Source organism: Vannielia litorea (assembly GCF_019801175.1).
Lineage (GTDB): Bacteria > Pseudomonadota > Alphaproteobacteria > Rhodobacterales > Rhodobacteraceae > Vannielia > Vannielia litorea_B.
In genome coordinates this window covers 352,825-375,566 of record NZ_JAHVJR010000003.1, presented here as the reverse complement: position 1 = coordinate 375,566, position 22,742 = coordinate 352,825, and the positions used below count along the sequence as shown (strand labels likewise).

18 protein-coding genes are annotated in these 22,742 nt (G+C 66.6%); 7 read left to right on the top strand and 11 right to left on the bottom strand.

Translation table 11 applies throughout. The annotated features are described in order from the left end of the window. Positions 1 to 205: 205 nt before the first annotated feature. The 5 genes from upp to KUV38_RS20235 are packed head-to-tail and all read right to left on the bottom strand — an operon-like array spanning position 206 to position 4,729. Complete coding sequence (gene upp / locus KUV38_RS20255; protein WP_222472023.1) at positions 206 to 838, bottom strand: uracil phosphoribosyltransferase; 633 nt, start codon at positions 836 to 838, stop codon at positions 206 to 208. Further along, a complete protein-coding gene (locus tag KUV38_RS20250; protein ID WP_315898564.1) occupies positions 835 to 1,821 on the bottom strand; it encodes an adenosine deaminase in 987 nt (328 codons plus the stop codon). Before KUV38_RS20250 ends, upp begins: the two co-directional genes overlap by 4 nt. Next, entirely contained in the window at positions 1,818 to 3,011 is a 1,194-nt protein-coding gene (locus KUV38_RS20245) for a phosphopentomutase (RefSeq protein ID WP_222472022.1), read from the bottom strand. Before KUV38_RS20245 ends, KUV38_RS20250 begins: the two co-directional genes overlap by 4 nt. Next, positions 3,012 to 4,319 carry a thymidine phosphorylase gene (locus tag KUV38_RS20240; protein WP_222472021.1) on the bottom strand — a complete coding sequence of 436 codons (1,308 nt, stop codon included), beginning with the start codon at positions 4,317 to 4,319 and terminating at the stop codon, positions 3,012 to 3,014. Positions 4,320 to 4,321: 2 nt separating this feature from the next. Further along, complete coding sequence (locus KUV38_RS20235; RefSeq protein WP_222472020.1) at positions 4,322 to 4,729, bottom strand: cytidine deaminase; 408 nt, start codon at positions 4,727 to 4,729, stop codon at positions 4,322 to 4,324. A gap of 378 nt (positions 4,730 to 5,107) precedes the next feature. Between KUV38_RS20235 and KUV38_RS20230 the strand changes: the two genes are divergently transcribed. Continuing rightward, positions 5,108 to 7,387, top strand: a complete 2,280-nt coding sequence (locus KUV38_RS20230) for an NADP-dependent malic enzyme (RefSeq protein ID WP_222472019.1) — start codon at positions 5,108 to 5,110, stop codon at positions 7,385 to 7,387. Between the two features lie 338 nt (positions 7,388 to 7,725). Here the strand turns inward: KUV38_RS20230 and KUV38_RS20225 are convergent, their stop codons facing one another. Continuing rightward, complete coding sequence (locus tag KUV38_RS20225; RefSeq protein ID WP_222472018.1) at positions 7,726 to 8,682, bottom strand: Hint domain-containing protein; 957 nt, start codon at positions 8,680 to 8,682, stop codon at positions 7,726 to 7,728. Between the two features lie 822 nt (positions 8,683 to 9,504). Here KUV38_RS20225 and prpE point away from each other — a divergent pair. From prpE to KUV38_RS20210, 3 genes are all read left to right on the top strand, one after another. Then, positions 9,505 to 11,403, top strand: a complete 1,899-nt coding sequence (gene prpE, locus KUV38_RS20220; protein ID WP_222472017.1) for a propionyl-CoA synthetase — start codon at positions 9,505 to 9,507, stop codon at positions 11,401 to 11,403. A 247-nt stretch (positions 11,404 to 11,650) separates the two neighbouring features. Further along, entirely contained in the window at positions 11,651 to 13,150 is a 1,500-nt protein-coding gene (locus tag KUV38_RS20215) for an ATP-binding protein (RefSeq protein ID WP_222472016.1), read from the top strand. Next, positions 13,147 to 14,580 carry a sigma-54-dependent transcriptional regulator gene (locus KUV38_RS20210; protein WP_222472015.1) on the top strand — a complete coding sequence of 478 codons (1,434 nt, stop codon included), beginning with the start codon at positions 13,147 to 13,149 and terminating at the stop codon, positions 14,578 to 14,580. Before KUV38_RS20215 ends, KUV38_RS20210 begins: the two co-directional genes overlap by 4 nt. 94 nt (positions 14,581 to 14,674) lie before the next feature. Here KUV38_RS20210 and KUV38_RS20205 read toward each other — a convergent pair whose 3' ends face one another. After that, positions 14,675 to 15,439: an NAD kinase gene (locus KUV38_RS20205; RefSeq protein WP_222472014.1), complete on the bottom strand. Its 765-nt coding sequence runs from the start codon at positions 15,437 to 15,439 to the stop codon at positions 14,675 to 14,677. A gap of 174 nt (positions 15,440 to 15,613) precedes the next feature. Between KUV38_RS20205 and glyA the strand changes: the two genes are divergently transcribed. Then, complete coding sequence (gene glyA, locus KUV38_RS20200) at positions 15,614 to 16,903, top strand: serine hydroxymethyltransferase (RefSeq protein ID WP_222472013.1); 1,290 nt, start codon at positions 15,614 to 15,616, stop codon at positions 16,901 to 16,903. Positions 16,904 to 17,109: 206 nt separating this feature from the next. On the opposite strand, the gene zapE is transcribed toward glyA, so the two are convergent. Then, a complete protein-coding gene (zapE, locus tag KUV38_RS20195) occupies positions 17,110 to 18,201 on the bottom strand; it encodes a cell division protein ZapE (protein ID WP_222472012.1) in 1,092 nt (363 codons plus the stop codon). 133 nt (positions 18,202 to 18,334) lie between these two features. Here zapE and KUV38_RS20190 point away from each other — a divergent pair, with 133 nt between their 5' ends. Both KUV38_RS20190 and KUV38_RS20185 read left to right on the top strand, forming a co-directional pair. Further along, a complete protein-coding gene (locus KUV38_RS20190) occupies positions 18,335 to 19,579 on the top strand; it encodes an MFS transporter (protein WP_222472011.1) in 1,245 nt (414 codons plus the stop codon). After that, positions 19,576 to 20,217, top strand: coding sequence for a hypothetical protein (locus KUV38_RS20185; RefSeq protein WP_222472010.1), 642 nt, complete (start codon positions 19,576 to 19,578; stop codon positions 20,215 to 20,217). The genes KUV38_RS20190 and KUV38_RS20185 overlap by 4 nt, the downstream gene beginning before the upstream one ends. Here the strand turns inward: KUV38_RS20185 and KUV38_RS20180 are convergent. From KUV38_RS20180 to KUV38_RS20170, 3 genes are read right to left on the bottom strand one after another with little or no spacing between them, the layout of a single operon-like run. Further along, entirely contained in the window at positions 20,214 to 21,149 is a 936-nt protein-coding gene (locus tag KUV38_RS20180; RefSeq protein ID WP_222472009.1) for an alpha/beta fold hydrolase, read from the bottom strand. The genes KUV38_RS20185 and KUV38_RS20180 overlap by 4 nt on opposite strands. Beyond that, positions 21,146 to 22,054 carry an ornithine cyclodeaminase family protein gene (locus KUV38_RS20175; protein WP_222472008.1) on the bottom strand — a complete coding sequence of 303 codons (909 nt, stop codon included), beginning with the start codon at positions 22,052 to 22,054 and terminating at the stop codon, positions 21,146 to 21,148. The genes KUV38_RS20180 and KUV38_RS20175 overlap by 4 nt, the downstream gene beginning before the upstream one ends. Continuing rightward, positions 22,051 to 22,671, bottom strand: coding sequence for an HAD family hydrolase (locus KUV38_RS20170; protein WP_222472007.1), 621 nt, complete (start codon positions 22,669 to 22,671; stop codon positions 22,051 to 22,053). Before KUV38_RS20170 ends, KUV38_RS20175 begins: the two co-directional genes overlap by 4 nt. Positions 22,672 to 22,742 lie beyond the last annotated feature (71 nt).

Below are 22,742 nucleotides of genomic sequence, written 5' to 3'. Positions count from 1 at the left end.
TTGCTGTCCACGTATTGCGCCCCCGTGTAGGAGGCGGGCGGAAACTCCGCCGGTGTCCCTGCTGATTGCGCCCATGCCGAGGATGATGCCAAGAGAGACACAACCACGGCTGCTGTCGACACTGCTCTTGCCAACATCATCCAAGCCCCCACTATATTTTGGGGAAAGATGCCGGAACGGAAACAATCCGTAAAGGGGCAATCGCCTATTTAGTGCCGAACATGCGGTCTCCCGCATCCCCTAGACCGGGCATGATGTAACCCACCTCATTGAGCCTCTCATCGAGCGCCGCGGTGACGATCGGCACATCCGGGTGCGCCTCCTTCATCCGCTCCACTCCCTCGGGTGCGGCCAAAAGGCAGAGGAAACGGATGTTTACCGCCCCGGCCTCCTTCAACTTGGTGATCGCGGCGGCGCTGGAGTTGCCGGTGGCCAGCATCGGGTCGACGGCAATCACCATCCGGTCGCCCAGCTCCGCAGGAACCTTGAAATAGTACTCGACCGGCTGAAGCGTCTGCTCGTCGCGATAGAGGCCGACAAAACCCACACGGGCGCTTGGGATCAGCTCCAGCACGCCGTCGAGCAGCCCGTTGCCCGCCCGCAGGATCGAGATCAGCGCCAGCTTCTTGCCGTCCAGCACCGGAGCATCCATCTCCGTCAGCGGCGTCTCGATCCGCTTGGTGGTCATCGGCAACTCGCGCGTCACCTCATAGGCCAGCAGTTGGCTGATCTCGCGCAAGAGCTGCCGAAACACCGCCGTCGGCGTGTCTTTCTCGCGCATCAGGCTCAGCTTGTGCTGCACCAGCGGATGGTCAACGACGGTCAGATGCTTGGTCATGCTTTCAGCCTCTTCAAAATGTCTTCGCGGGTCTTCTCATCGCAGAAGGCCGCGGCAATCGCGTCTTCGTTCAGGGCGAGAAAATCACCCTCGTCCCAGCCGAACACCTCGTTCAGCTTCTCGTATTCCCGCGTCATCGTGGTGTGAAAGAACGGCGGATCATCGGTGCTCACCGTCACCGCAATGCCGTTCTCCCGCAACTTCTCGATCGGGTGGTCGTGCCACTGCTTGAACACACCCAGCGCGATATTGGAGCCGGGGCAAACCTCCAGCGTGATCCCGTCCTCGGCCAGTCGCTCCATTAGCGCGCCGTCATGGTAGGCGCCCACCCCGTGCCCGATCCGCTCGATGCCCGTGAGCTGGTCGAGTGTGTCCCGCACCATCTGCGGCCCGCCCCACTCGCCCGCATGGCAGGTCAGCCGCAGCCCGGCTTCCCGCGCGCAATCGAAGGCCCAGGCATAGTCGCCCGGCTTGCCCACCGTCTCCGCGCCCGCCATCCCGAACCCGGTGATGAAGTCGCCCGCCGTTTCGGCGGCGCATTCCGCCGGGGCGCGCGCCTTCTCGGGGCCGAAATGCCGGATGCAGGTGATGATCCCCTTCAGCGTGATCCCAAGGTCCTTCTCCGCGCCCTCGGCCACCTCGGCCATCGCCGCGCAATATTCCCACCACGCCTTCACATCGCCGCCACCGCAAAAGTCGGGGGAGAGGAAGGTCTCGGCATAGATCACCCCGTGCTCGGCGCATTCCTCCAGCACCACGCGGGTCAGCCGCGCGTAATCCTCCGGCGTAGTCAGCACCGAGGTCGCCGCCTCATAGACCTTCAGGAACTCGTCGAAATCAGCGTATTTGTAGTTGCCCCGCTCGTCGAAGATCCCGCCGATGTCGGTCTTCTTCTCCTTCGCCAGCGTCCGGATGAACGCAGGCGGCGCGGCGCCTTCGAGATGCAGGTGCAGCTCGACCTTCGGCATGGCCTTCAAACTCACAAAAAGCTCCTTCCCGGCCCCTGCGCCGGCACGCCCAGATGGGCCGCCACGCTCGCGGCAACATCCACGAACCCGCGCGCGCCAATCTCTCCGGCGCCGCACCCGGCCACCAGCACCGGCACCCGCTCGCGGGTATGATCGGTGCCGCGCCACGTGGGGTCATTGCCGTGATCGGCGGTGAACAGCATCATGTCGCCCTCGCGCAAGTTGGCGAGGACCGGCGGCAGGCAACTGTCAAACCACTCCAGCGCGCGCGCATAGCCCGACACATCGCGGCGGTGGCCATAAAGGCTGTCGAACTCGACGAAATTGGCAAAGGTCAGCGAGCCGTCCTCGGCCTCCTCCACCAGCCGCGCCAGCTCGCCCATCAGCGTGGCGTCATCGCCCTTCACCACGTCGGTGATGCCCTGCCCGGCAAAGATATCCTTGATCTTGCCCACCGCATGCACCTTGCGCCCCGCATCCTGCACCCAGTTGTTGAGCACGGGCTCCGGCGGGGTCATCGCGTAGTCGCGGCGGTTGGTGGTGCGGGTGAAACCCTTCTCCTTCGACCCCACGAAGGGCCGGGCAATCACGCGCCCCACCCGCATCGCATGCATCGTCGGCGCAATCTCTTCGCAAAGCGCCAGCAGCCGATCGAGGCCAAAGGTCTCCTCATGCGCCGCGATCTGCAGCACGGAATCCGCCGAGGTATAAACAATCGGCCAGCCCGTCGCCATGTGGCGCGCGCCCTCCTCCTCGAGGATCACCGTGCCGCTGGAATGCCGGTTGCCCAGCGTCCCGCCTGCCCCGGCCATCGAGGCCAGCGCATCGAGGATATGCTGCGGAAAGGCCGGCTCCTCATCGGGGAAGTAGTGCCAATCCCACGGCACCGGCACGCCCGCCAGCTCCCAATGGCCCGAGGGCGTGTCCTTGCCGGGCGACACCTCGGTTGCACAGCCCCAGCGCCCCTCCGGCGCGGCGACGACCTCGCCCTTGAACCCGCTCGCAAGCTCCACCGCGTTCCACAGCCCGAGGCCTGCCAGCACGGGCAGCTTCAACGCCCCGCTTCGGCCCTCCTCGGCCCGACCTGCCGCGCAGGCCTCGGCAATATGCCCAAGCGTGTTGGAGCCCTCATCGCCAAAGGCCGCCGCATCCGGCGCGCCTCCGCATCCCACACTGTCCATGACCACCAGAAAGGCCCGCGGCATCTACTCCACCCGTCCAAGCACCAGCTTTGGAGGGTTTACCGGGGTCTCGCTCAATTGGAAAGCCGCGCGCACCCAAGGCTCGAAGCCCTCGGCCTCGGCCCGCCGTGCGGCGTGGATCTTCGCCAAGGGTCGCGCCGCATCCACCTTCTCGCCGATCTGGGCAATCTGGCTCAGGCCCACCGCCGGGTTGATCCGGTCACGCGCGCGCTTGCGCCCGCCGCCCATCGCCACCACCGCAAGGCCCAGCGCCTCGGTGTCGATGGCCTTTACATAGCCCTCGCCTTCGGGCCGCACCTGCAACGTCGCCGGGGCTGCAGGCAGCCGGTCGCGCCAGCGGCTCAAAAAGTCGCTCGGCCCGCCCATCGCCGCCACCATCCGGCCCATGCGCTCGGCGGCATGGCCAGAGCGGATCTTGTCGAGGATCATGTCCGCGCCATCAAAGGCGTTGCGCGTGACCCCCACCATCGCCAGCAGCTCACCGCCCAGCTTGGCCGAAAGGTGGCTGAGCGGGCCGGAGGCGCCGGAGCCGGTGAGCGTGTCCATCGCCTCGGTCACCTCCACCGCATTGCCCGCCGAACGGACCAGCGGCTGGCTCATGTCGGTGATCAGCGCCCGCGTCTTGCAGCCCGCGCCATTGGCCGTCTCCACCAGCGAGCCGGCAAGCTCCCGCGCGGCTTCAGGCGTTTTCATGAACGCCCCTGCCCCGCATTTCACGTCGAGCACGAGGCCTTCCAGCCCGGCGGCCAGCTTCTTGGAAAGGATCGAGGCGGTGATCAGATCGAGGCTCTCCACCGTGCCGGTCACATCCCGCACAGCGTAGAGCCGCTTGTCGGCAGGGGCCACATCGACCGAGGCCGAGGCGATCGCGCAGCCCACCTCGCGGGTGATCTGCTGCAACCGGTCCACGCTGATCTCGGGGTTGAACCCAGGGATCGCCTCCAGCTTATCGAGCGTGCCCCCGGTGTGGCCAAGGCCGCGGCCCGAGATCATCGGCACATACACACCGCAGGCCGCCAGCGCCGGTGCGAGCACGAGGCTCACGCAGTCGCCCACGCCGCCGGTGGAGTGTTTGTCGACCACCGGGCCGGGCAGGCCCCACTCCAGCACCTCGCCGCTGTCGCGCATCGCCAGCGTCAGGGCCACGCGGCCCTCTGCGCTCAGCGGCGCATGGCAGACACCCATCGCAAAGGCCCCCACCTGCGCATCGCTCACACCTTCGTCGGCCAGCGCCCGGGCGAACCAGTCCACCGCCTCCGCACTCAAGCTCTCGCCTCTCCGCAGGGCATTCAGAACGGTTCGCGCATCCATGGTCACAGCCCGTCGTCTGAGGGGCTGGTCATGTGGCCGGAGCCGAAGGCACCGGGCAGCAACGCGCCCACGGTCGTCTCCAGCACCTCGCCGCGCGTGGTGGCCAGCGTCACCTTCACATCGTGTCCGGCAAATTCCGCAAGTTTCTGGCGGCAGCCACCGCAGGGCGGCACCGGCGCGGGGCTGTCGGCGATCACCGCCACCTCCGCGATCTCGGTCTCGCCGCCCAGCACCATCGCCGCGATCGCCCCGGCCTCGGCGCAGGTGCCCTCGGGGTAGGCCACGTTCTCCACGTTGACCCCCCGGTAAACGGCGCCCGACGCCGTCCGCACTGCCGCTCCGACCTTGAACTGCGAATACGGGGCATAGGCCTTCTCCCGGGCCTCCCGCGCCGCTTCCACCAAACTCATCATGGTCTCCATACTGCACGGCGGTCACCCGGGGATTTCACCCTACCGCCTCTCTTGCGCCAAATAAAACAACGCCCGACACTTCGTAAAATCATCGGGCCTCTGGGAGCGATCCTCGCTCATTCATCGCAAGCCCGCCACCAGTCGCACCTGCGCACCGGCAGCCTGCCACCACCGAACATCACGTTCCAGCGCCAACAGCAATACTGTGTGGCAGCCTAGCCCGAAAAATGTCTGCCCGAAACATTAAATCGCAATTTGCAAAAGTCTGATGACATACCGACAGCCCCATGCGGGGCAGGCTTGAACGGAAGGGCGTTTCGTGCGATGTGGCCGAAGACAAGATGGTTTAACATTAAACCACTTCCGGGAGGCCCCATGACCGACACGCCAGATAGCCCGGTGGAAACCGCCGCGCTGCTCTATCACGCCAACCCCAAGCCGGGAAAACTCGAGATCCGGGCCACCAAGCCGCTGGCCAACGGGCGCGACCTCTCGCTCGCCTATTCCCCCGGCGTCGCCGAGGCCTGCACCGCGATCGCCGAGAACAACGCGCTCGCCACCCGCTACACCGCCCGGGGCAACCTCGTGGCCGTGGTGTCCAACGGCACCGCCGTGCTCGGGCTGGGCAATATTGGCGCGCTGGCCTCCAAGCCGGTGATGGAGGGCAAGGCCGTCCTCTTCAAGAAATTCGCCAACATCGACTGCTTCGATATCGAGGTCAACGAGACCGACCCCGAGAGGCTGGCCGACATCGTCTGCGCACTCGAGCCCACCTTCGGCGCCATCAACCTTGAAGACATCAAGGCCCCCGATTGCTTCATCGTCGAAAAGCTCTGCCGCGAGCGGATGAACATCCCCGTCTTCCATGACGACCAGCACGGCACCGCCATCGTCGTCGGCGCGGCAGCCACCAACGCCCTGCGGTTGGCGGGCAAGGACTGGGCCGATATCAAGGTGGTCTCTACCGGCGGCGGCGCGGCGGGCATCGCCTGCCTGAACATGCTGCTCAAACTCGGCGTCAAGCGCGAGAACGTCTGGCTGTGCGACATCGCCGGTCTGGTCTATGAGGGCCGCACCGAGGAGATGACCCCGCAAAAAGCCGCCTACGCCCAAGGCACCGAACCGGCCACCCTGGCCGATGTGATCGACGGCGCCGACCTCTTCCTCGGTCTCTCCGGCCCCGGCGTGCTGAAGCCCGAGATGGTCGCGAAGATGGCGACCAAACCGATCATTTTCGCGCTCGCCAACCCCACGCCCGAGATCCTGCCCGATGCCGCCCGCGAGGTCGCGCCCGATGCGATCATCGCCACCGGGCGCTCGGACTACCCGAACCAGGTGAACAACGTCCTCTGCTTCCCGTTCATCTTCCGCGGCGCGCTCGATTGCGGCGCAACCGAGATCAACGACGCCATGCAACTGGGCTGTATCGAGGGCATCGCCGCCCTCGCCCGCGCCACCACCTCCGCCGAGGCCGCGGCCGCCTACAAGGGCGAGCAGCTCACCTTCGGCACCGATTACCTGATCCCCAAGCCCTTCGACCCCCGCCTGATGGGCGTGGTCGCCTCCTCCGTCGCCAAGGCCGCCTGCGAAAGCGGCGTTGCCGCCCGCCCGATCGAGGATTTCACCGCCTACAAGGCCCAGCTCGACCGCTCGGTGTTCAAATCTGCCCTGCTGATGCGCCCGGTCTTCGAGGCCGCCGCTCAGGCCGAGCGCAAGATCGTCTTTGCCGAGGGCGAGGACGAGCGCGTGCTCCGCGCCGCCGATGCCATGCTCGAACAGACCACCGATCTGCCCATCCTCATCGGCCGCCCCGAGGTGGTCGAGGCCCGCTGCGAGCGGGCCGGCCTAAAGATCCGCCCGGGCCGCGACTTCGAGCTGGTGAACCCCGAGAACGACCCGCGCTACCGCGAGTATTGGGAGACCTATCACACCATCATGGCCCGGCGCGGTGTCACCCCCGATCTCGCCCGCGCGGTGATGCGTACCAACACCACCGCCATCGGCGCGGTGATGGTGCATCGCGGCGAGGCCGACAGTCTCATCTGCGGCACCTTCGGCCAGTTCCTCTGGCACCTCAACTATGTCCGCCAGATCTTGGCCGACCGCACCCTGCACCCGGTCGCAGCCCTCTCGCTGATGATCCTCGAAGATGGCCCGCTCTTCATCGCCGACACCCAGGTGCATCAGTTCCCCAAACCGCATGAGATCTGCGAAACCGTGATCGGCGCGGCCCGCCACGTGCGCCGCTTTGGCCTCACGCCCAAGATCGCGCTCTGCTCGCACAGCCAGTTCGGCAACCTCGACAGCGAAGGCGGCCGCCGGATGCGCGAGGCGCTGGAGATGCTCGATGACCGGCAGGTCGACTTCGCTTACGAGGGCGAAATGCACGTCGACTCCGCGCTCGACCCCGAGCTGCGCCGCCGCCACCTGCCCGAGAGCCGGTTTGACGGCGCCGCCAATGTGCTGGTCTTCTCCTCCGCCGATGCCGCCTCCGGCGTGCGGAACATCCTGAAAATGAAGGCCGGCGGGCTGGAGGTTGGCCCGATCCTCATGGGCATGGGCAATAAGGCCCATATCGTGACCCCCTCCATCACCGCTCGCGGGCTGCTCAACATGTCGGCGCTCGCCGGCACCCCGGTGCAGCACTACAGCTGAGGCCCCACAGGCACCGCGCCGGCCCTCGCAGACCGGCGCGGCCCCTTACATCACTTCTTGGTTTCCGGCTTGCTGCCGGGCTTGGCGGGCTTCTGTTTCTTGTCGCCCATGTCGGGTGTCCTCGATGAAAAAGTGACCGGCACCGCGCCGGTCACACCATCCAATGCGCGGCCCCGCGATTGGTTCAATCGGCATCTGCACTGACACATCAAATGTGATCGGCGCCCCGCCCGGGCGCGCATAAAAAACCACCCGCGTCGCAGGGGAGCAACGCGGGTGGGGTCCGGCCCATACCTGGGGGGCAAAGGCCGGTCATCCAGGGCTTATCTGCAATCGCCCTAGAGATACGAGGCCAGTACGGCCGCCTCACGGCGGGTCGCGACCGGCGCATTCAGTTTCATCGTCAGTTCAGGGAACAGGCTCGCCGCTTCCTGCGAGCCCGCATCCAGCCGGAACTCCGGCGTCTCGGGGTTGAGGTAGAGGCTCTCGGCGTGCATCCCGTTGGCCACCAGCGCCACATGCGCTTCGCAGACGAGGTGGTGATAGGTGATCGACCGCGCCTCGCGGTCCACCCGCACGCCCTTGTCGTTCACCAGCCCCTTCGCCGCCACGAGGCAGCTCTCGGTGCCCACGACCATCTCGGTCGCGGCGCCGCGCAACTCCACCCGGTGCTGTGGCGACAGGTAGGTGTCGCGATAGGGCACACCCTCGCCAAAGCTGTTGCGCGCGATGCGGATGGGCCGCCACTTGTCGAAAGCCGGATGGGAGGGGATGTCCACCTTCCGCGACGAGGCCCAAAGCACCTCGTGGGCCTGCCCATCCGCATCACGCACCCAATCCCCCGCCTTGATCTCGCCCACCGGGCAATAGCCGTTCGGCGTCAGGATCATCGTGTCGGGGCCAAAACAGATCGGCGTGAACACCTCATAGGGTGTCGCGTCGATGTCCACGATCAGCGCAACCGTGCCGATCACGCTGGGCTGGCCGTCCGGGTAGTGGAAGTAGGTGTTGCCTCCCGCCTCGAACACGACCACGTCGTATTCCGGCCCCAGCGGCACGACCACGATGCCCCCATCCACACCCGCCTGCACCGTGCCGCTGCCGATGTAGTTGATCGGGTCGCCGTTGAACGTGGCGGTGCCATCGTCCATGTCGCCCAGAAATCCGTCGTCATCCTCCAACGTACCGGTCTGGCTGCTGCCGAACCCGTTGAGCAGAATGGTCTGCCCGCCGAACAGATCGGTGCCGACCAGTGAACCGATGTATTCTGTAACCGTGATGTCTTCCGTAGCCATTTGGCAGTCCTCGCTCGGAAATCGCCCCCAACCTCCTTTCCCGCGACCGCTCGAAACCACCCATGCGAGCACCGACGACCGCCAATCGCGGAAAAGTTGTGTCCAGAATATGGTGATTAAGGAGTGTGAACATGCTCAACCCAAAGATGAGCGACTCTCCACCGATGCGATCCCTGCAAAAGCAGGTTTGCACGCCGTGGTACGCTTCCGGGTTGACGGGTTTTTCCGAGTCGCAGGTCGCGCGTTGGGCATCAATCCCATGCGCGACTCACATATATGCGCTAGTCCGGAAACGCTGAGACCCAATGCAATAGGCGTTATGGTCGTAGACCCGGCAAAAAACGTGCCCGCAGCGCCACATCAGCAGACCTCCGCTCATAGGCGCCAACCTGCTCACACGGGGCCCGCCGTCCGCCCCGATTCCCGTTCGATTGGGGCAAAAGGTTAACAAAAGGTTAACAACCTGAGGGCGAATCACCCTCATTTTCCGCGCCTAGTTTGGGCAAAATGTGGCAGCCAAAATCCGCCCTCGCGCACGGACCTTGTCGCGCTTTTTCGGCCACGGATCCCGCACCAAGCCGCCCGCCCCGCGCCGCTCGCCGATTCCATCACCGGGTTAGCAAGTTTCCCCGAACGACTTTGCAAACACACAACCAGTTTGCACCCAAGCCCCTCCAAGGCCGCTCCTTTGCAAAAATTTGCACCCCTGTTAGCGCCCAAACTGCAAATTTTTCGCGTCCTTCTGCCGCGCCCTTCGCCAGAATGCTTGCCAGACGGCCCCGCCGCTCCCTAAACCACTGCAAACGAGGAGGAGGCTCGATCATGGGATTCAAGGATATCTACGCCGCCTGGCAGGCGGACCCGGAGAAATTCTGGATGGATGCGGCCCAGCCGATCGCATGGCACAAGCCCCCCTCCAAGGCGCTCTTCGACAAGGGCGAGCACATGTTCGAGTGGTACGCCGATGGCATGGTGAACACCTGTTACAACGCCGTCGACCGCCACGTGGAGGCCGGGCGCGGCGACCAGACCGCCATCATCTACGACAGCCCGATCACCCACACCAAGCGCGAGATCAGCTTCTTCGAGCTGCGCAACCGCGTCGCCTCCCTCGCCGGGGCGCTGCGCGCCAAGGGGGTCGAAAAGGGCGACCGCGTGATCATCTACATGCCGATGGTCCCCGAAGCGCTGGAGGCCATGCTCGCCTGCGCCCGCATCGGCGCGATCCACTCGGTCGTCTTCGGCGGCTTCGCCTCCAGCGAGCTGGCCGTGCGGATCGACGATGCCAAACCCAAGGCCATCATCGCCGCCTCCTGCGGCCTCGAGCCGGGCCGCGTCGTCCACTACAAGCCGCTGCTCGACGGCGCGATCGACCAGGCCGAGCACAAGCCCGAGTTCTGCGTGATCTTCCAGCGCGAGCAGGAGGTCGCCCAGCTGGTGGAGGGCCGCGATGTCAACTGGCACGGCTTCCAGTATGGCGTCGAACCGGCCGACTGCGTGCCGGTCGAGGGCAACCACCCAGCTTATATCCTCTACACCTCCGGCACCACCGGCCAGCCCAAGGGCGTGGTCCGCCACACCGCCGGGCACCTCGTGGCGCTGAACTGGTCGATGAAGAACATCTACAACGTCGATCCGGGCGATGTGTTCTGGGCCGCTTCCGATGTCGGCTGGGTCGTCGGCCACAGCTACATCTGCTACGGGCCCCTGATCCACGGCAACACCACCATCGTCTTCGAGGGCAAGCCCGTGGGCACCCCCGATGCCGGCACATTCTGGCGGGTCATCTCCGAGCACAAGGTTCGCAGCTTCTTCACCGCCCCCACCGCCTTCCGCGCAGTGAAGCGCGAAGACCCCAAGGGCGAACTGGTCGGCAAGTATGACCTCAGCTGCCTGAATGCCATCTACCTCGCCGGCGAGCGCGCCGACCCCGACACCATCGAATGGACCCAGCGCACCACCGGCAAACCGGTCTACGATCACTGGTGGCAAACCGAGACCGGCTGGACCATCGCGGGCAACCCTGTCGGGATCGAGCCGCTGCCGGTCAAGCTCGGCTCCCCCACCGTCGCCATGCCCGGCTACGACGTGCAAATCCTCGACGAGGGCGGCAACCCGATGCCCAAGGGCGAGCTCGGCGCCATCGCCATCAAGCTCCCCCTGCCCCCCGGCACCCTGCCCACCCTGTGGAACGCCGAGCCCCGCTATCGCAAGAGCTACCTCGAGCACTTCCCCGGCTACTACGAAACCGGCGATGCCGGCATGATCGACGAAGACGGCTACCTCTACATCATGGCCCGCACCGATGATGTGATTAACGTCGCTGGCCACCGCCTCTCCACCGGCGCGATGGAGGAGGTGCTCGCCTCCCACACCGACGTGGCCGAATGCGCGGTGATCGGCGTGGGCGACACGCTGAAGGGCCAGCTGCCGATGGGCTTCCTCTGCCTGAATGCGGGCACCAACAAACCGCATGACGAAGTTGTGAAAGAGTGCGTCGGCCTCGTGCGCGAGAAGATCGGCCCCGTCGCCGCCTTCAAACTCGCCTGCGTGGTGGACCGTCTGCCCAAAACCCGCTCCGGCAAGATCCTGCGGGCCACGATGGTCTCCATCGCTGATGGCAAGGCCTACAAGATGCCCGCCACCATCGACGACCCGGCCATTCTGGACGAGATCACCGAGGCGCTGGCCGCCCTCGGCTACCCGCAAAACGCCGCGTGAGCGCCACATTAGGGTCTGGAATACCTGCCGTTTTATTCAGGTGGCCGGTCAGATAGGATTTGTTTAATCCTAGGGATCATGCAACCCTTGCGGGAATTAACGATCTCCGGCTTTGCGCCACTCACGGCGGAGTCACTTAATGGCTGAAGACTGGCTGCCAGGCTCGCCCCCCTCTTCGAGCGGGTCCGAGACTGACGGCAACATAGAACTCTTCTCGCATGACATCAGGTCTGCGGTCTCTGACGTCGTGAGCGGCCTCCGCCTTGTTGATTTCTCCCAGCTCGATCCCGCCACCGCCGCCCAGCTCGAGCGCGTCGCGACCGCTGGAGAGACCCTTGCCCGCCTGCTCGATACCGCGCTGAAGCAACTCAGCCCCGCCTCGGCCTTGCCCGGCAACGAGCCGGTGCCGCTGCTGGCGGTGCTGCGCAATCTCGAGCGGCGCTGGTCCGGCCACGCCCGCGAGCGCAGCATGTCGCTCCGGCTCGATATTGCCGCCGACCTGCCCACCGTGCTCCACCTCGACGCCGGGGCGCTCGACAGGTTGCTCGCGAACCTGCTCTCCAACGCCTTCAAATATGCCGACTGGGGCGAGGTGGTGCTCACGGTCGATATGCGCTCCGGCGAAGAGCTGCGCTTCCGGGTCCGCGATCAGGGGCCGGGCTTCTCCGATTCCGCCCTCGCCCGGCTGTTCGAGCGTGGTGGCCGCCCCGGCGGGCAGACCCAGCCCGGCAGCGGCCTCGGCCTGCACATCGCCAAAGAGGTCGCCACCCGTCTCGGCGGGCAGTTGCAGGTCTCCAATGCCCGCGAGGGCGGCGCCGAGGTGTCGCTGCTGCTGCCCCGCCCCGCCTGGGCCTGGCAGCCCAGCTCCGAGGCCGATCTCGCCAGCCCCTCCGCGCCGCCGCCGCTGCCCGATCTCTCCGGCCTGCGGGCGCTCGTGGCCGAGGACAACCCGACCAACCAGTTGCTGTTCACCCAGATGCTCGACCACCTCGGCGCGTCGTGGAAACTGGCGCCCGATGGGGCCGAGGCCCTGCGCCTGCTCTCCGGCGGCGGCTTCGACTTTGCCCTTGTCGACATCGATATGCCCGAGCTGACCGGCACCGAGGTCATCGCCCGCACCCGCGCGCTCAAGGGCGAAACCCGGCTCATTCCCATCCTCGCCGTAACCGCCTTCGTGCTTCAGGAACACCGCGAGGGGATCTACGCCGCCGGGGCCGATGGCATCCTCGCCAAACCCGTCGGCTCGCTGGCCGCTTTCGGGCAGGCCATCGCCACGCTGATGCTGCGCACCCGCGGCACCGCGCCAGAGCAGATGGAGCCCGAGCCGGAGCGCCCCGGTCACGGCCACGGCGCCGATGGCGAAGCGGTCGATTACTGCCCCGAACGGCTCGAAAAACTTCTCGCCATATCCGGCAATGACGGCGGGCATGAGTTTCTGACCCGGCTCCACGCCGACCTCTGCCGCTGCCGCATCTCGCTGGCCAGCGCCTCCGTGGTCGGCAATGCCGACGAGATCCGCGCCCAGACCCACGTCATCATTTCGCTCTCCGGCGCGGTCGGCGCCCTGCCGCTGCAAGACCTCGCCAACCTCGCCAATGCCGCCGCCCACCGGTCCGAGGCCCCCGAGAGCCAAGCCCGCACCCTCGCCGAGATCGACAAGCGCCTCGGCAGCCTGATCGCCGCCATCGCCGCCGAAAAAGCCAACCGCTTTTCCGAGGGGGCAGCCCCGCAGGAGCCGGCAGAATGACCGCCGTGCTCCTGATCGAAGACGTGCCATCGATGCAGCTCGTCTATGAAAGCGTGCTGAAGTCGGCCGGCCACGAGGTTGCTGCCGCCTCCACCGCTGCCGACGGCCTGCGCCTCTTCCGCACCCACCGCCCCGGCGTGGTGCTGGTCGATCTCATGCTGCCCGACCGCGACGGTCTGGAACTGATCGAAGAGTTCATCGCCGCCGATCCCTTCACCCATGTCATCGTGATCACCGCCAACGGCTCGATCAATCGCGCGGTCGAGGCCATGCGCGCCGGGGCATGGGAGTTTCTGGTCAAACCCTTCGACGAGGCCCGTCTGATCGACGCCGTCTCTGGCGCCGTGGCCGACCACGCCCGCGCTTCCGGCCGCCCGCTCTCCCCCGGCGGCCCCATGCCCGATCCTTCGCCGCCCCTCCCAGAGCCAGAGAAAACCGGCCTCATTGGCACCTCCCCCGCGATGCGCGAGGTGATGCACAAGATCGGCTCGGTCTCCCGCTCGATGGCGACCGTGTTCATCTCCGGCGAGAGCGGCACCGGCAAGGAACTCTGCGCCAAAGCCCTGCACGACATGTCCTCCCGCGCCAACGGCCCCTTCATCGCGCTCAACTGCGGCGCCATCCCCGGCGACCTGCTGGAGAGCGAGGTCTTCGGCCACCTCAAGGGCAGCTTCACCGGCGCGCTGGCCGACAAGCCCGGCGCTGCGGCGGCAGCCGATGGCGGCACGCTGTTTCTCGACGAGATCTGCGAGATGGACCTCGGTCTGCAAACCAAGCTCCTGCGCTTTCTGCAAACCTCCACCATCCAGCCCGTCGGCTCGACCAAGCCGCGCAAGGTCAGTGTGCGCATTCTCTGCGCCACCAACCGCGACCCGCTGGCCGAGGTGAAGGCCGGGCGCTTCCGCGAAGACCTCTATTACCGCCTCCACGTGGTGCCGCTGCACCTGCCTCCCCTGCGCGAGCGCGGCCGCGACGTGGTCGAAATCGCCCGCCATGCGCTGGCCGAGTTCTCCGCCGAGGAGGGCAAGAGCTTCACCCACCTGAGCCCAGAGGTCGAAGACCTGTTCTGCGCCCTCAACTGGCCCGGCAACGTGCGGCAACTGCTGAACGTGCTCCGCAACGTGGCGGTGCTGCACGATGGCCCCGAGGTCACCCTGCCGATGCTGCCGATGGAGCTGCACCACGAGGTCGAGGCCCGCGCCGAGGCCGCCCGCGCACAGCCGCCCGCGCCTTCGACTACAAGCACGCCCTCCGACGCCTCCGGAAATTCCCTCGGCCCACTGCTGGGCCTCAGCATGGCCGAGATCGAACGGCTGGTGATCGAAGAGACTATCGCCCACCACGGCGGCTCCGTCCCCAAGGCCGCCCGCAGCCTCCAGCTCTCCCCCTCAACGATCTACCGCAAACGCGAAACCTGGGAGCGGGACTGAACCACACCCACCTGGCGCTGCCCCGTAGGCTGGGCAATCTGCCCACCGACCGGCAAAGGCCGCATCGCTCCGCATGGCGGGCACATTCCCCACCCTAGGCGAACTGCTCGCGGATCAGCCGCTCCTCCAGCCCGTGGCCGGGGTCAAACAGGATACGATGGCGGATGCTCTCATCGGAGCGCACGATCACCGTCACCACATCTTCCACCGCCCGGCTGTCGGCCTCGGCGCGCACCGGGCGCTTCTTGGGTTGCAGCACGTCAAACCGCACCTCGGCGGCCATCGGCAACAGGGCGCCCCGCCAGCGGCGCGGGCGGAAGGCAGCAATCGGCGTCAGCGCCAGAACCTCGGCGCCGATCGGCAGGATCGGCCCGTGAGCGGAGTAGTTGTAAGCGGTCGATCCGGCGGGCGTGCAGAGCAACGCCCCGTCGCACACCAACTCATCCATCCGCACCCGGCCATCCACCTGAATCCGCAGCTTCGCCGCCTGCGGCCCCTGCCGCAGCAGGCTCACCTCGTTGATCGCCAGCACCTCCTCGGTGCCGCCGTCCGCGGTGAAGGCCCGCATCTTCAGCGGGTGCAGCACCTCTTCCTCCGCCGCCTCCAGCCGCTCGATCAGCGCCGGCTCGGCATATTCGTTCATCAAGAACCCGATGGTCCCGCAGTTCATCCCGTAAACCGGCGTATCCAGATGCTGGGTGTCCCGCAGCGTCTGCAGCATGTGCCCGTCACCGCCCAGCGCCACGATCACCTCGGCCTCTTCCACCGGCACATCGCCATGCTGCCCGGCCAGATGGCGGCGCGCCTCCTCGGCAATCTGGGTCTCTGCGGCCAGAAAGGCGATCTTCTCCACCGGCACCTCCTCGGGGGCATCCTCCAGGTTTCCCCACAGACTTCGCCCGCGCCGATCCGAAACACAAGTCCGCCAATATGCCGCCAAAACTCCACACTGCGCCGGTTTGAGCCCTTTTGCCCCGCCCCCGCATCGGCTACACCCCGCGCAACCGTTCCCATATCCAAAGAGGCCTGCCCCATGAACGCGCCCCACCGAGACAGCGGATTTTTCACCGAAGAGCTCGCCAGCCGCGATCCCGAGATCGCCAAGGCCATCGGCCAGGAGCTGGGCCGCCAGCGCGACGAGATCGAGCTGATCGCATCGGAGAACATCGTGAGCAAGGCCGTGCTCGAGGCGCAGGGTTCGGTCCTGACCAACAAATACGCCGAGGGTTACCCGGGCAAGCGCTACTACGGCGGCTGCCAATATGTCGACATCGCCGAAAACCTCGCCATCGAGCGCGCCAAGGAGCTGTTCGGCTGCGAGTTCGCCAACGTCCAGCCCAACTCCGGCTCCCAGATGAACCAGGCCGTCTTCCTCGCGCTGCTCAAGCCGGGCGACACCTTCATGGGGCTCGACCTCAACTCCGGCGGTCACCTCACCCACGGCTCGCCGGTGAACATGTCGGGCAAGTGGTTCAACGTGGTCAGCTACGGCGTGCGCCAGCAGGACCAGCTGCTCGACATGGAAGACATCCGCGCCAAGGCGCTGGAGCACAAGCCCAAGCTCATCCTCGCCGGCGGCACCGCCTATTCCCGCACCTGGGATTGGGCCGCCTTCCGCGAGATCGCCGATGAGGTCGGCGCCTATCTCCACGTCGACATGGCCCACATCGCCGGCCTCGTCGCGGGCGGCGTGCATCCCTCGCCGATCCCCCATGCCCACGTCTGCACCACGACGACCCACAAGTCGCTCCGTGGCCCGCGCGGCGGCATGATCCTGACCAACGATGCCGACATCGCCAAGAAGGTGAACTCCGCCGTCTTCCCCGGCCTTCAGGGCGGCCCGCTGATGCATGTCATCGCCGCCAAGGCCGTGGCCTTTGCCGAGGCTCTGCGCCCCGAGTTCAAGAGCTACGCTGCCCAGGTGGTGAAGAACGCCCAAGCCATGGCCGACCAGCTCCAGAAGGGTGGGATCGACGTGGTCTCCGGCGGCACCGACAACCACCTCCTGCTGGCCGACCTGCGGCCCAAAGGCGTGACCGGCAAGGCCGCCGAGGCCGCCCTCGGCCGCGCCCACATCACCTGCAACAAGAACGGCGTGCCGTTTGACCCCGAAAAGCCCTTCGTGACCTCCGGCATCCGCCTCGGCGCGCCGGCCGGCACCACGCGCGGTTTCGGCGAGCCCGAGTTCCGCCAGATCGCCGACTGGATCGTACAGGTGGTCGATGGTCTCGCCGCGAATGGCGAAGACGGCAACAGCGAGATCGAGGAAACGGTGAAGGCCGAGGTCTCCGCCCTCTGCGCCCGCTTCCCGCTCTACGAGTGAGCCGACATCGCATGCGCCTGTAGGGCGGGCACTTTGCCCACCTCCCGTGCCCCACAGCCCCGCCCCTCCGGCGGGGTTTTTCTTTGCCGACCCCACCGCACGCTGCATTGATTAATGCACCCCTATGTCATCTGACATGCGCATCGGATGTGCATGGAATGTGCATCAGTTGTGCATCAATAAAATATGGGGTTAACGGGGGTTTCTTACCCCTCCGTACGCCCCCACGCGGCATCCTGCATCTCGCGCAAACGGCTCGCCGTGCGCTCGAATTCAAAGGTGCCCTCGCCCTCCAGATAAAGGCTTTCCGGTATATCCGCCGCCGAGCAAATCAGCCTTACCCGCGCCTCGTAGAGCGCATCCACCAGCGTCACGAAGCGCTTCGCTTCGTTGAAGTTCGACCGGCTCAGGCAGGGGATGTCATCCACCATCAACACCCGCACCGCCTCGGCAATTGCAAGGTAATCCGCCGGGCCGAGCGGCTTGCCGCAGAGCTCGTAAAAACTGGCCCGCGCCACCCCGTTGCTGAACCGTGGCAGTTCCACCTCGCGGCTCTTCACCACCAGCTTCAGCGGCGCCGCATCGGGGCCCGAGAGATCGGCCCAAACGGCATCCATCTTCTCCCGCGCCGCGCCGCCAAGTGGAGAAAAATACACCGGATTTCCGGCCAGACGGTCCTGCCGGTAGTCCACATCCGCCGCCAGTTCCCGCACCTCCATCCGCTGCTCCAGCAGCTCGATGAAGGGCACAAAGAGCTGCCGGTTCAGCCCGTTCTTGTACAGGTCCTTCGGCGGGCGGTTCGAGGTGGTCACAATCGCCACGCCCGCCGCAAAAAGCTTTTCGAAGAGCCGCCCCACGATCATCGCATCGGTGATGTCGGTGATCTGCATCTCGTCGAAGCACAGCAGTTCCACCGTCGCCGCCACATCCTCGGCCACCGGGCGGATCGCATCGTCCACGCCCGTCTTGCGCGCCTCATGCATCGCGCCGTGAATTTCCTGCATGAAAGCATGGAAGTGGACGCGCCGCTTGCGCGGGCTGTTAACGCTTTCGAAGAACAGATCCATCAACATGGATTTGCCCCGGCCCACACCACCCCACAGGTAAAGCCCCGTCACCGGCTCGGGCGTGCTCTTTCCGCCGAAGAGGCTGCGCAAGCCGCTCTTCGGCTCCGGTCGCGCCTCCAGCGCGGCCCGCACCCGCTCGAAAGCGGGCAAGGCGGCCCTCTGCGCGGGGTCGTCTTTCAGCGTGCCTGACGCAACGCGGGCATCGTAAAGCTCTGGCAAGGTCTGGCTCATGCCCCCTGCTAGCGCGGGCGCGGCCCGATTTGAAGCCCAAGCCGCCGCCACCGGCGCAATGCATCACCATGCTTGACGCCCGCCATCACGAAATGACATTTGACCTGATCGTGAACAGGTTCAACTTACCGCCATGGAAACCCGCACCCCCCTCCTCACCCCGGTCCTGATCGGCGGCTGCCTCGTCATCCTCGTCGGTTTCGCCATCCGGGCGAGCTTCGGGGTGTTCCAGATTCCCATCGCCGAAGAGTTCAACTGGCCCCGCGCCGAGTTCTCCCTCGCCATCGCAATCCAGAACCTCGCCTGGGGCATCGGCCAGCCCATCTTCGGCGCGATTGCCGAAAAGATCGGCGACCGGAAGGCGATCATCATGGGCGCGGTGCTCTACGCAGTGGGCCTCGTGCTGAGTTCCGTCGCCGTGTCACCGCTCCAGCACCAATTGCTTGAAATCCTTGTGGGTTTCGGCGTCGCGGGCACAGGTTTCGGGGTGATCCTCGCAGTGGTGGGCCGCGCCTCATCGGACGACAACCGCTCCATGTCCCTCGCCATTGCCACCGCGGCTGGCTCGGCAGGGCAGGTCTTTGGCGCGCCGCTTGCCGAGTGGATGCTGGGTTACATGAGCTGGCAGGAGGTCTTCCTCGTCTTCGCCGCCGCCATCCTCGCCGTGCTCGCGGTGCTGCCGATGATGCGCTCGCCCCAAGCCGCCACCAAGGCGGAGCTCGAAGAGACCATCGGCCAGGTTCTCGTCCGCGCGGCGAAAGACCCGTCCTTCACCCTGATCTTCCTCGGCTTCTTCTCCTGCGGCTACCAGCTCGCTTTCGTCACCGCCCACTTCCCGGCGCTGGTGGCCGAGATGTGCTCGCCGATCCAAGCGGGCGGCATGCTCGCAGGCCTGGGCATCTCCACCACCTCCGCCCTCGGCGCCGTGGCGATCTCGCTCATCGGGCTGGCCAATATCGCAGGCACCCTCGCGGCCGGCTGGGCCGGCAAGCGCTACACCAAGAAATACCTGCTCGCAGGCATCTACACGGCCCGCACGATCATCGCAGGGGCATTCATCCTCTTCCCGATCACGCCCGCCACGGTGCTGATCTTCTCGGTCCTCATGGGCTCGCTCTGGCTGGCAACCGTGCCGCTCACCTCGGGCCTCGTCGCCCACATCTACGGGCTGCGCTACATGGGCACGCTCTACGGCATCGTGTTCTTCTCGCACCAGCTCGGCAGCTTCATCGGCGTTTGGCTCGGCGGGCGGATGTATGACATCTATGGCGACTATACGATGGTCTGGTGGATCGGTGTCGGCGTCGGCGCCTTCTCGGCGCTCGTGCACCTGCCGATCCGCGAAAACCGCACGCCGCCACAAGGACTTGCCGCTTGATCCGCACGCTTCTCGCCGCCGCTCTCCTGCTCCTCAGCCCCCTCCCCGCCCGCACGGATGATACCCTCTCTTGGGCCCGCGCCCAGCCCCAGCCGATGCGCACCGTGCTGCTGCGCATTGCCAAGGACCCGGCCTTCGTGCAGACCCTCGACCAATGCCCCGGTGCGCTCTACCGCGCCTCCACCACCCGCTACCGGAGCGACAAGAGCTGCGCCCGCAAGCCCAACGCCTGCCTGAACAAATGCCTGAAAGGCGACCAGTCCTCCTGCTTCAACCTCGCCAACGCAATGCAAACCGCCGCGCCGATCGAGGAAGAGAGCCAGTTCGCCTACCCGCTCTACGCCCGCGCCTGCGCGCTCGGCAACGCCAACGCCTGCGTCAACGCAGCTGCCACCGCCCGAAATGGCGACTGGCGCCCGGGCACCCGCCCGTCCCGCGCCACCGCCCCTGCCTGCCAGCTGAAAACCTACACCGATGCCTGCGCCAATGGCGCGGCCTGGGGCTGCTTCATGGAGGGCAATATCTACCGCGATGGCGCCCCCGGCACCCGCCCCAGCAAGGCCCGCGCCGATGCGCTCTACACCCGCGCCTGCGCCCTTGCGCCCCGCTCCGGGGCCTGCAAATCCGCCTACCGCTAAAGCCCGGCAGCAAAGCCGGTCAGCGCCTTGAGCACCTCGCGCGGATGCGTGTGGGGCAACCCGTGGCCTGCCGCCTCCACCGTGGTCTGCACGGCCCCCGGCGCCACGCGGGCGAGCTTTTTCGCGGGGCGCGGCCCAATCAGCCCGTCCTCCCCGCCCCAAACCACCAGCATCGGCAGGCCGCGCTCATCAAGCGCCTTCAGCGTCGGCGCCATGTCTTCAGCCAGCATGTGCCGCAGCGATGAAAGCACCGCCCGCCGGTAGCCCCGCGTGCGGGTTTCCAGCGCCATCCGGGCCTGCATGTTCTCGGTCGAAGACGGGCCCTGCCGCGCCGCCGCCTGCCGCGACTGCCGGCGCATCCCGATCCCCGAGAATGTCGCCCAGAGCCAGTCTCCAACCAGCGGGGTGGCGGCGCAGAACCTTGTGAACCTGTCGAGCCGGTGGCCCAGCCCGGCGGGGGTGAGCAGCGCAAGCCCCCGCACCCGGCCCGGGTAAGCCTCTGCATAGGCGGCCGAAATCGCCGCGCCCATCGAGTAGCCCACCAGAAGCACGGGCCCCTCGCCCGCCTCGGCCTCGATCACCTCGGCGAGCTGCCGCACAAACAGCGCCCGGTCCTGCGGCTTGCCCGGCATCGCCGAGCCGCCCCGGCCCCAGAGGTCGTGCCGCACCACGCGCCAGCCCTGCACCACCAGCCCTGCCGCGATGGCGTCGAACACCCATGAGGGCGTGGTCAGCCCGTGGACCAGCGCCGCCACCGGGCGGCCCTCCAGCCCGTCCACCGTCACATGGGTCAGCCCGTCGGTGAGCCGCAGCCCCTTGCCGCTCAGCCCCTCCCGCGCGGCGCGGCGCGAGCGGCACATGAGCCACGCAATGAGCGGTGGCGCGATGAGGCCAAGGCAGGCCCCGGCAAGGACCCAGAGCCAGAGGCTCACGCCCCCACCCGGCTCAGAATGTGCCGCGCCGTCATCAGGTCCAGATGTGCGCCGCCGCCGTTCTTGGTCACCGTGATCTCCTCGTCGCTCTCCCGCCTGAAGGCGTCGAGCTCGTAGTAATCGGCCACGATATCGGCTTCCGAGATCACCCCCCGCGCAATCGGGTCCTTCAACTCGCCAATGTGGCCAACCGTTGTGTCGCGGCTGTCCACAAAGAGCCGGGCGCGCTTGAGCACCTCGCCATCGGCCTCCCGCATGTCGGGCCGGTAGGCGCCGATCAGGTCCACATGCTGTCCCGGCTGCAACCACGCGCCCTTCAGCACCGGCTCTGTGCTCATGGTCGCCGTGGCGATGATATCGGCCTCGCCCACCGCCGCCTCCAGATCCTGCGCCACCCGCGCGCCGGTCTCCTCCGCCAGCTGCGCCGCCCGCCCCGCCGTGCGGTTCCACAGCGTGAATTCCGCACCGGGAAAGCCCGCCGAATAGGCCTCGATCAGCGAAGCCGAAACCGCGCCCGCACCCAAGATCAGGATCTTCCGGCTCTCTGGCCGTGCCAGCCGCCGGGCGGCCAGCAGGCTGTCTCCGGCGGTCTTCCACTTGGTCACGAGATGGAAGTCCACGAAGGCTTCCGCCTCGCCCGTGGTGTCAGAATAGAGCGTGACCGAGCCGTTCACCGCCGGTCGCTCGGGCGCATTGCCAGGGAAGATCGTCGCCGTCTTCACCAGAGAGCCCAGCCCGTCGATCCACGCTGCCCGGCTCAGCAGCGTGTCATCGCCCCGGTAAAGGAAGATATCTTCGATTTCCGCCTTGGGCAGCCTGTGCCCCTCGGCCAGCGCATCGGTCAGGCCCAGCCAGTTCAGCGCCGCCTCGCCCTGTTCATAAGTTATAAACTTCGGTGTGGTCATCTTGCCGCCTCCCCGGAGAGCAAGCCCTCGGCCACCAGCCGTTCGGCAAACCCCTCCGGCCCCTCGAAGAGGTGGGTCTGCCAGCCGCGCGATTTGGCCATCGCAATGTTGTCGGCCCGGTCATCGGCAAACAGCAGCGCCTCGGGCGCCACGCCGCAATCGGCCTCAACGGCGGCGTAAATCTCGGGGTCCGGCTTGGCCATCTTCATATGGCCGGAAATATAGCGCCGGTCGAACTCGGCTAGAAACGGGTAGTGGCTCTCGCCTAGCTCGAAACTCTGGATGCCGAAGTTCGACAATGCGAACACGGGCACACCGCCCGCCCGGAGCGCGCGCAGCAGGCGCACCGAATGGTCGATGGCTGGCTGCGCCATCTCGATCCAGCGGTCATGCCAAAGGGTGATCTCGGGCGTCCAGTCCGGGTTCGCCTCCGCGCATTCCATCACCATGTCCCTGAAGGTCTCACCCCGGTCCACCCGGTCGTTCATCCCGTGCAGGTCCACCTCGGCAAAGAGCCGCTCCCGCCGCTCCCGCCCGATCTCGGCGTCATAGAACCGCTCGGGGTTCCACTCGATGAGCACGTTGCCGATGTCGAAGATGACGGCGCTGACAGGCATGGGGATTCCTTTCCGGGGGGTGTCGGGCCGAACTCAACCATCTGACGTTGCGGCCCTCAACCCCCGGCGCA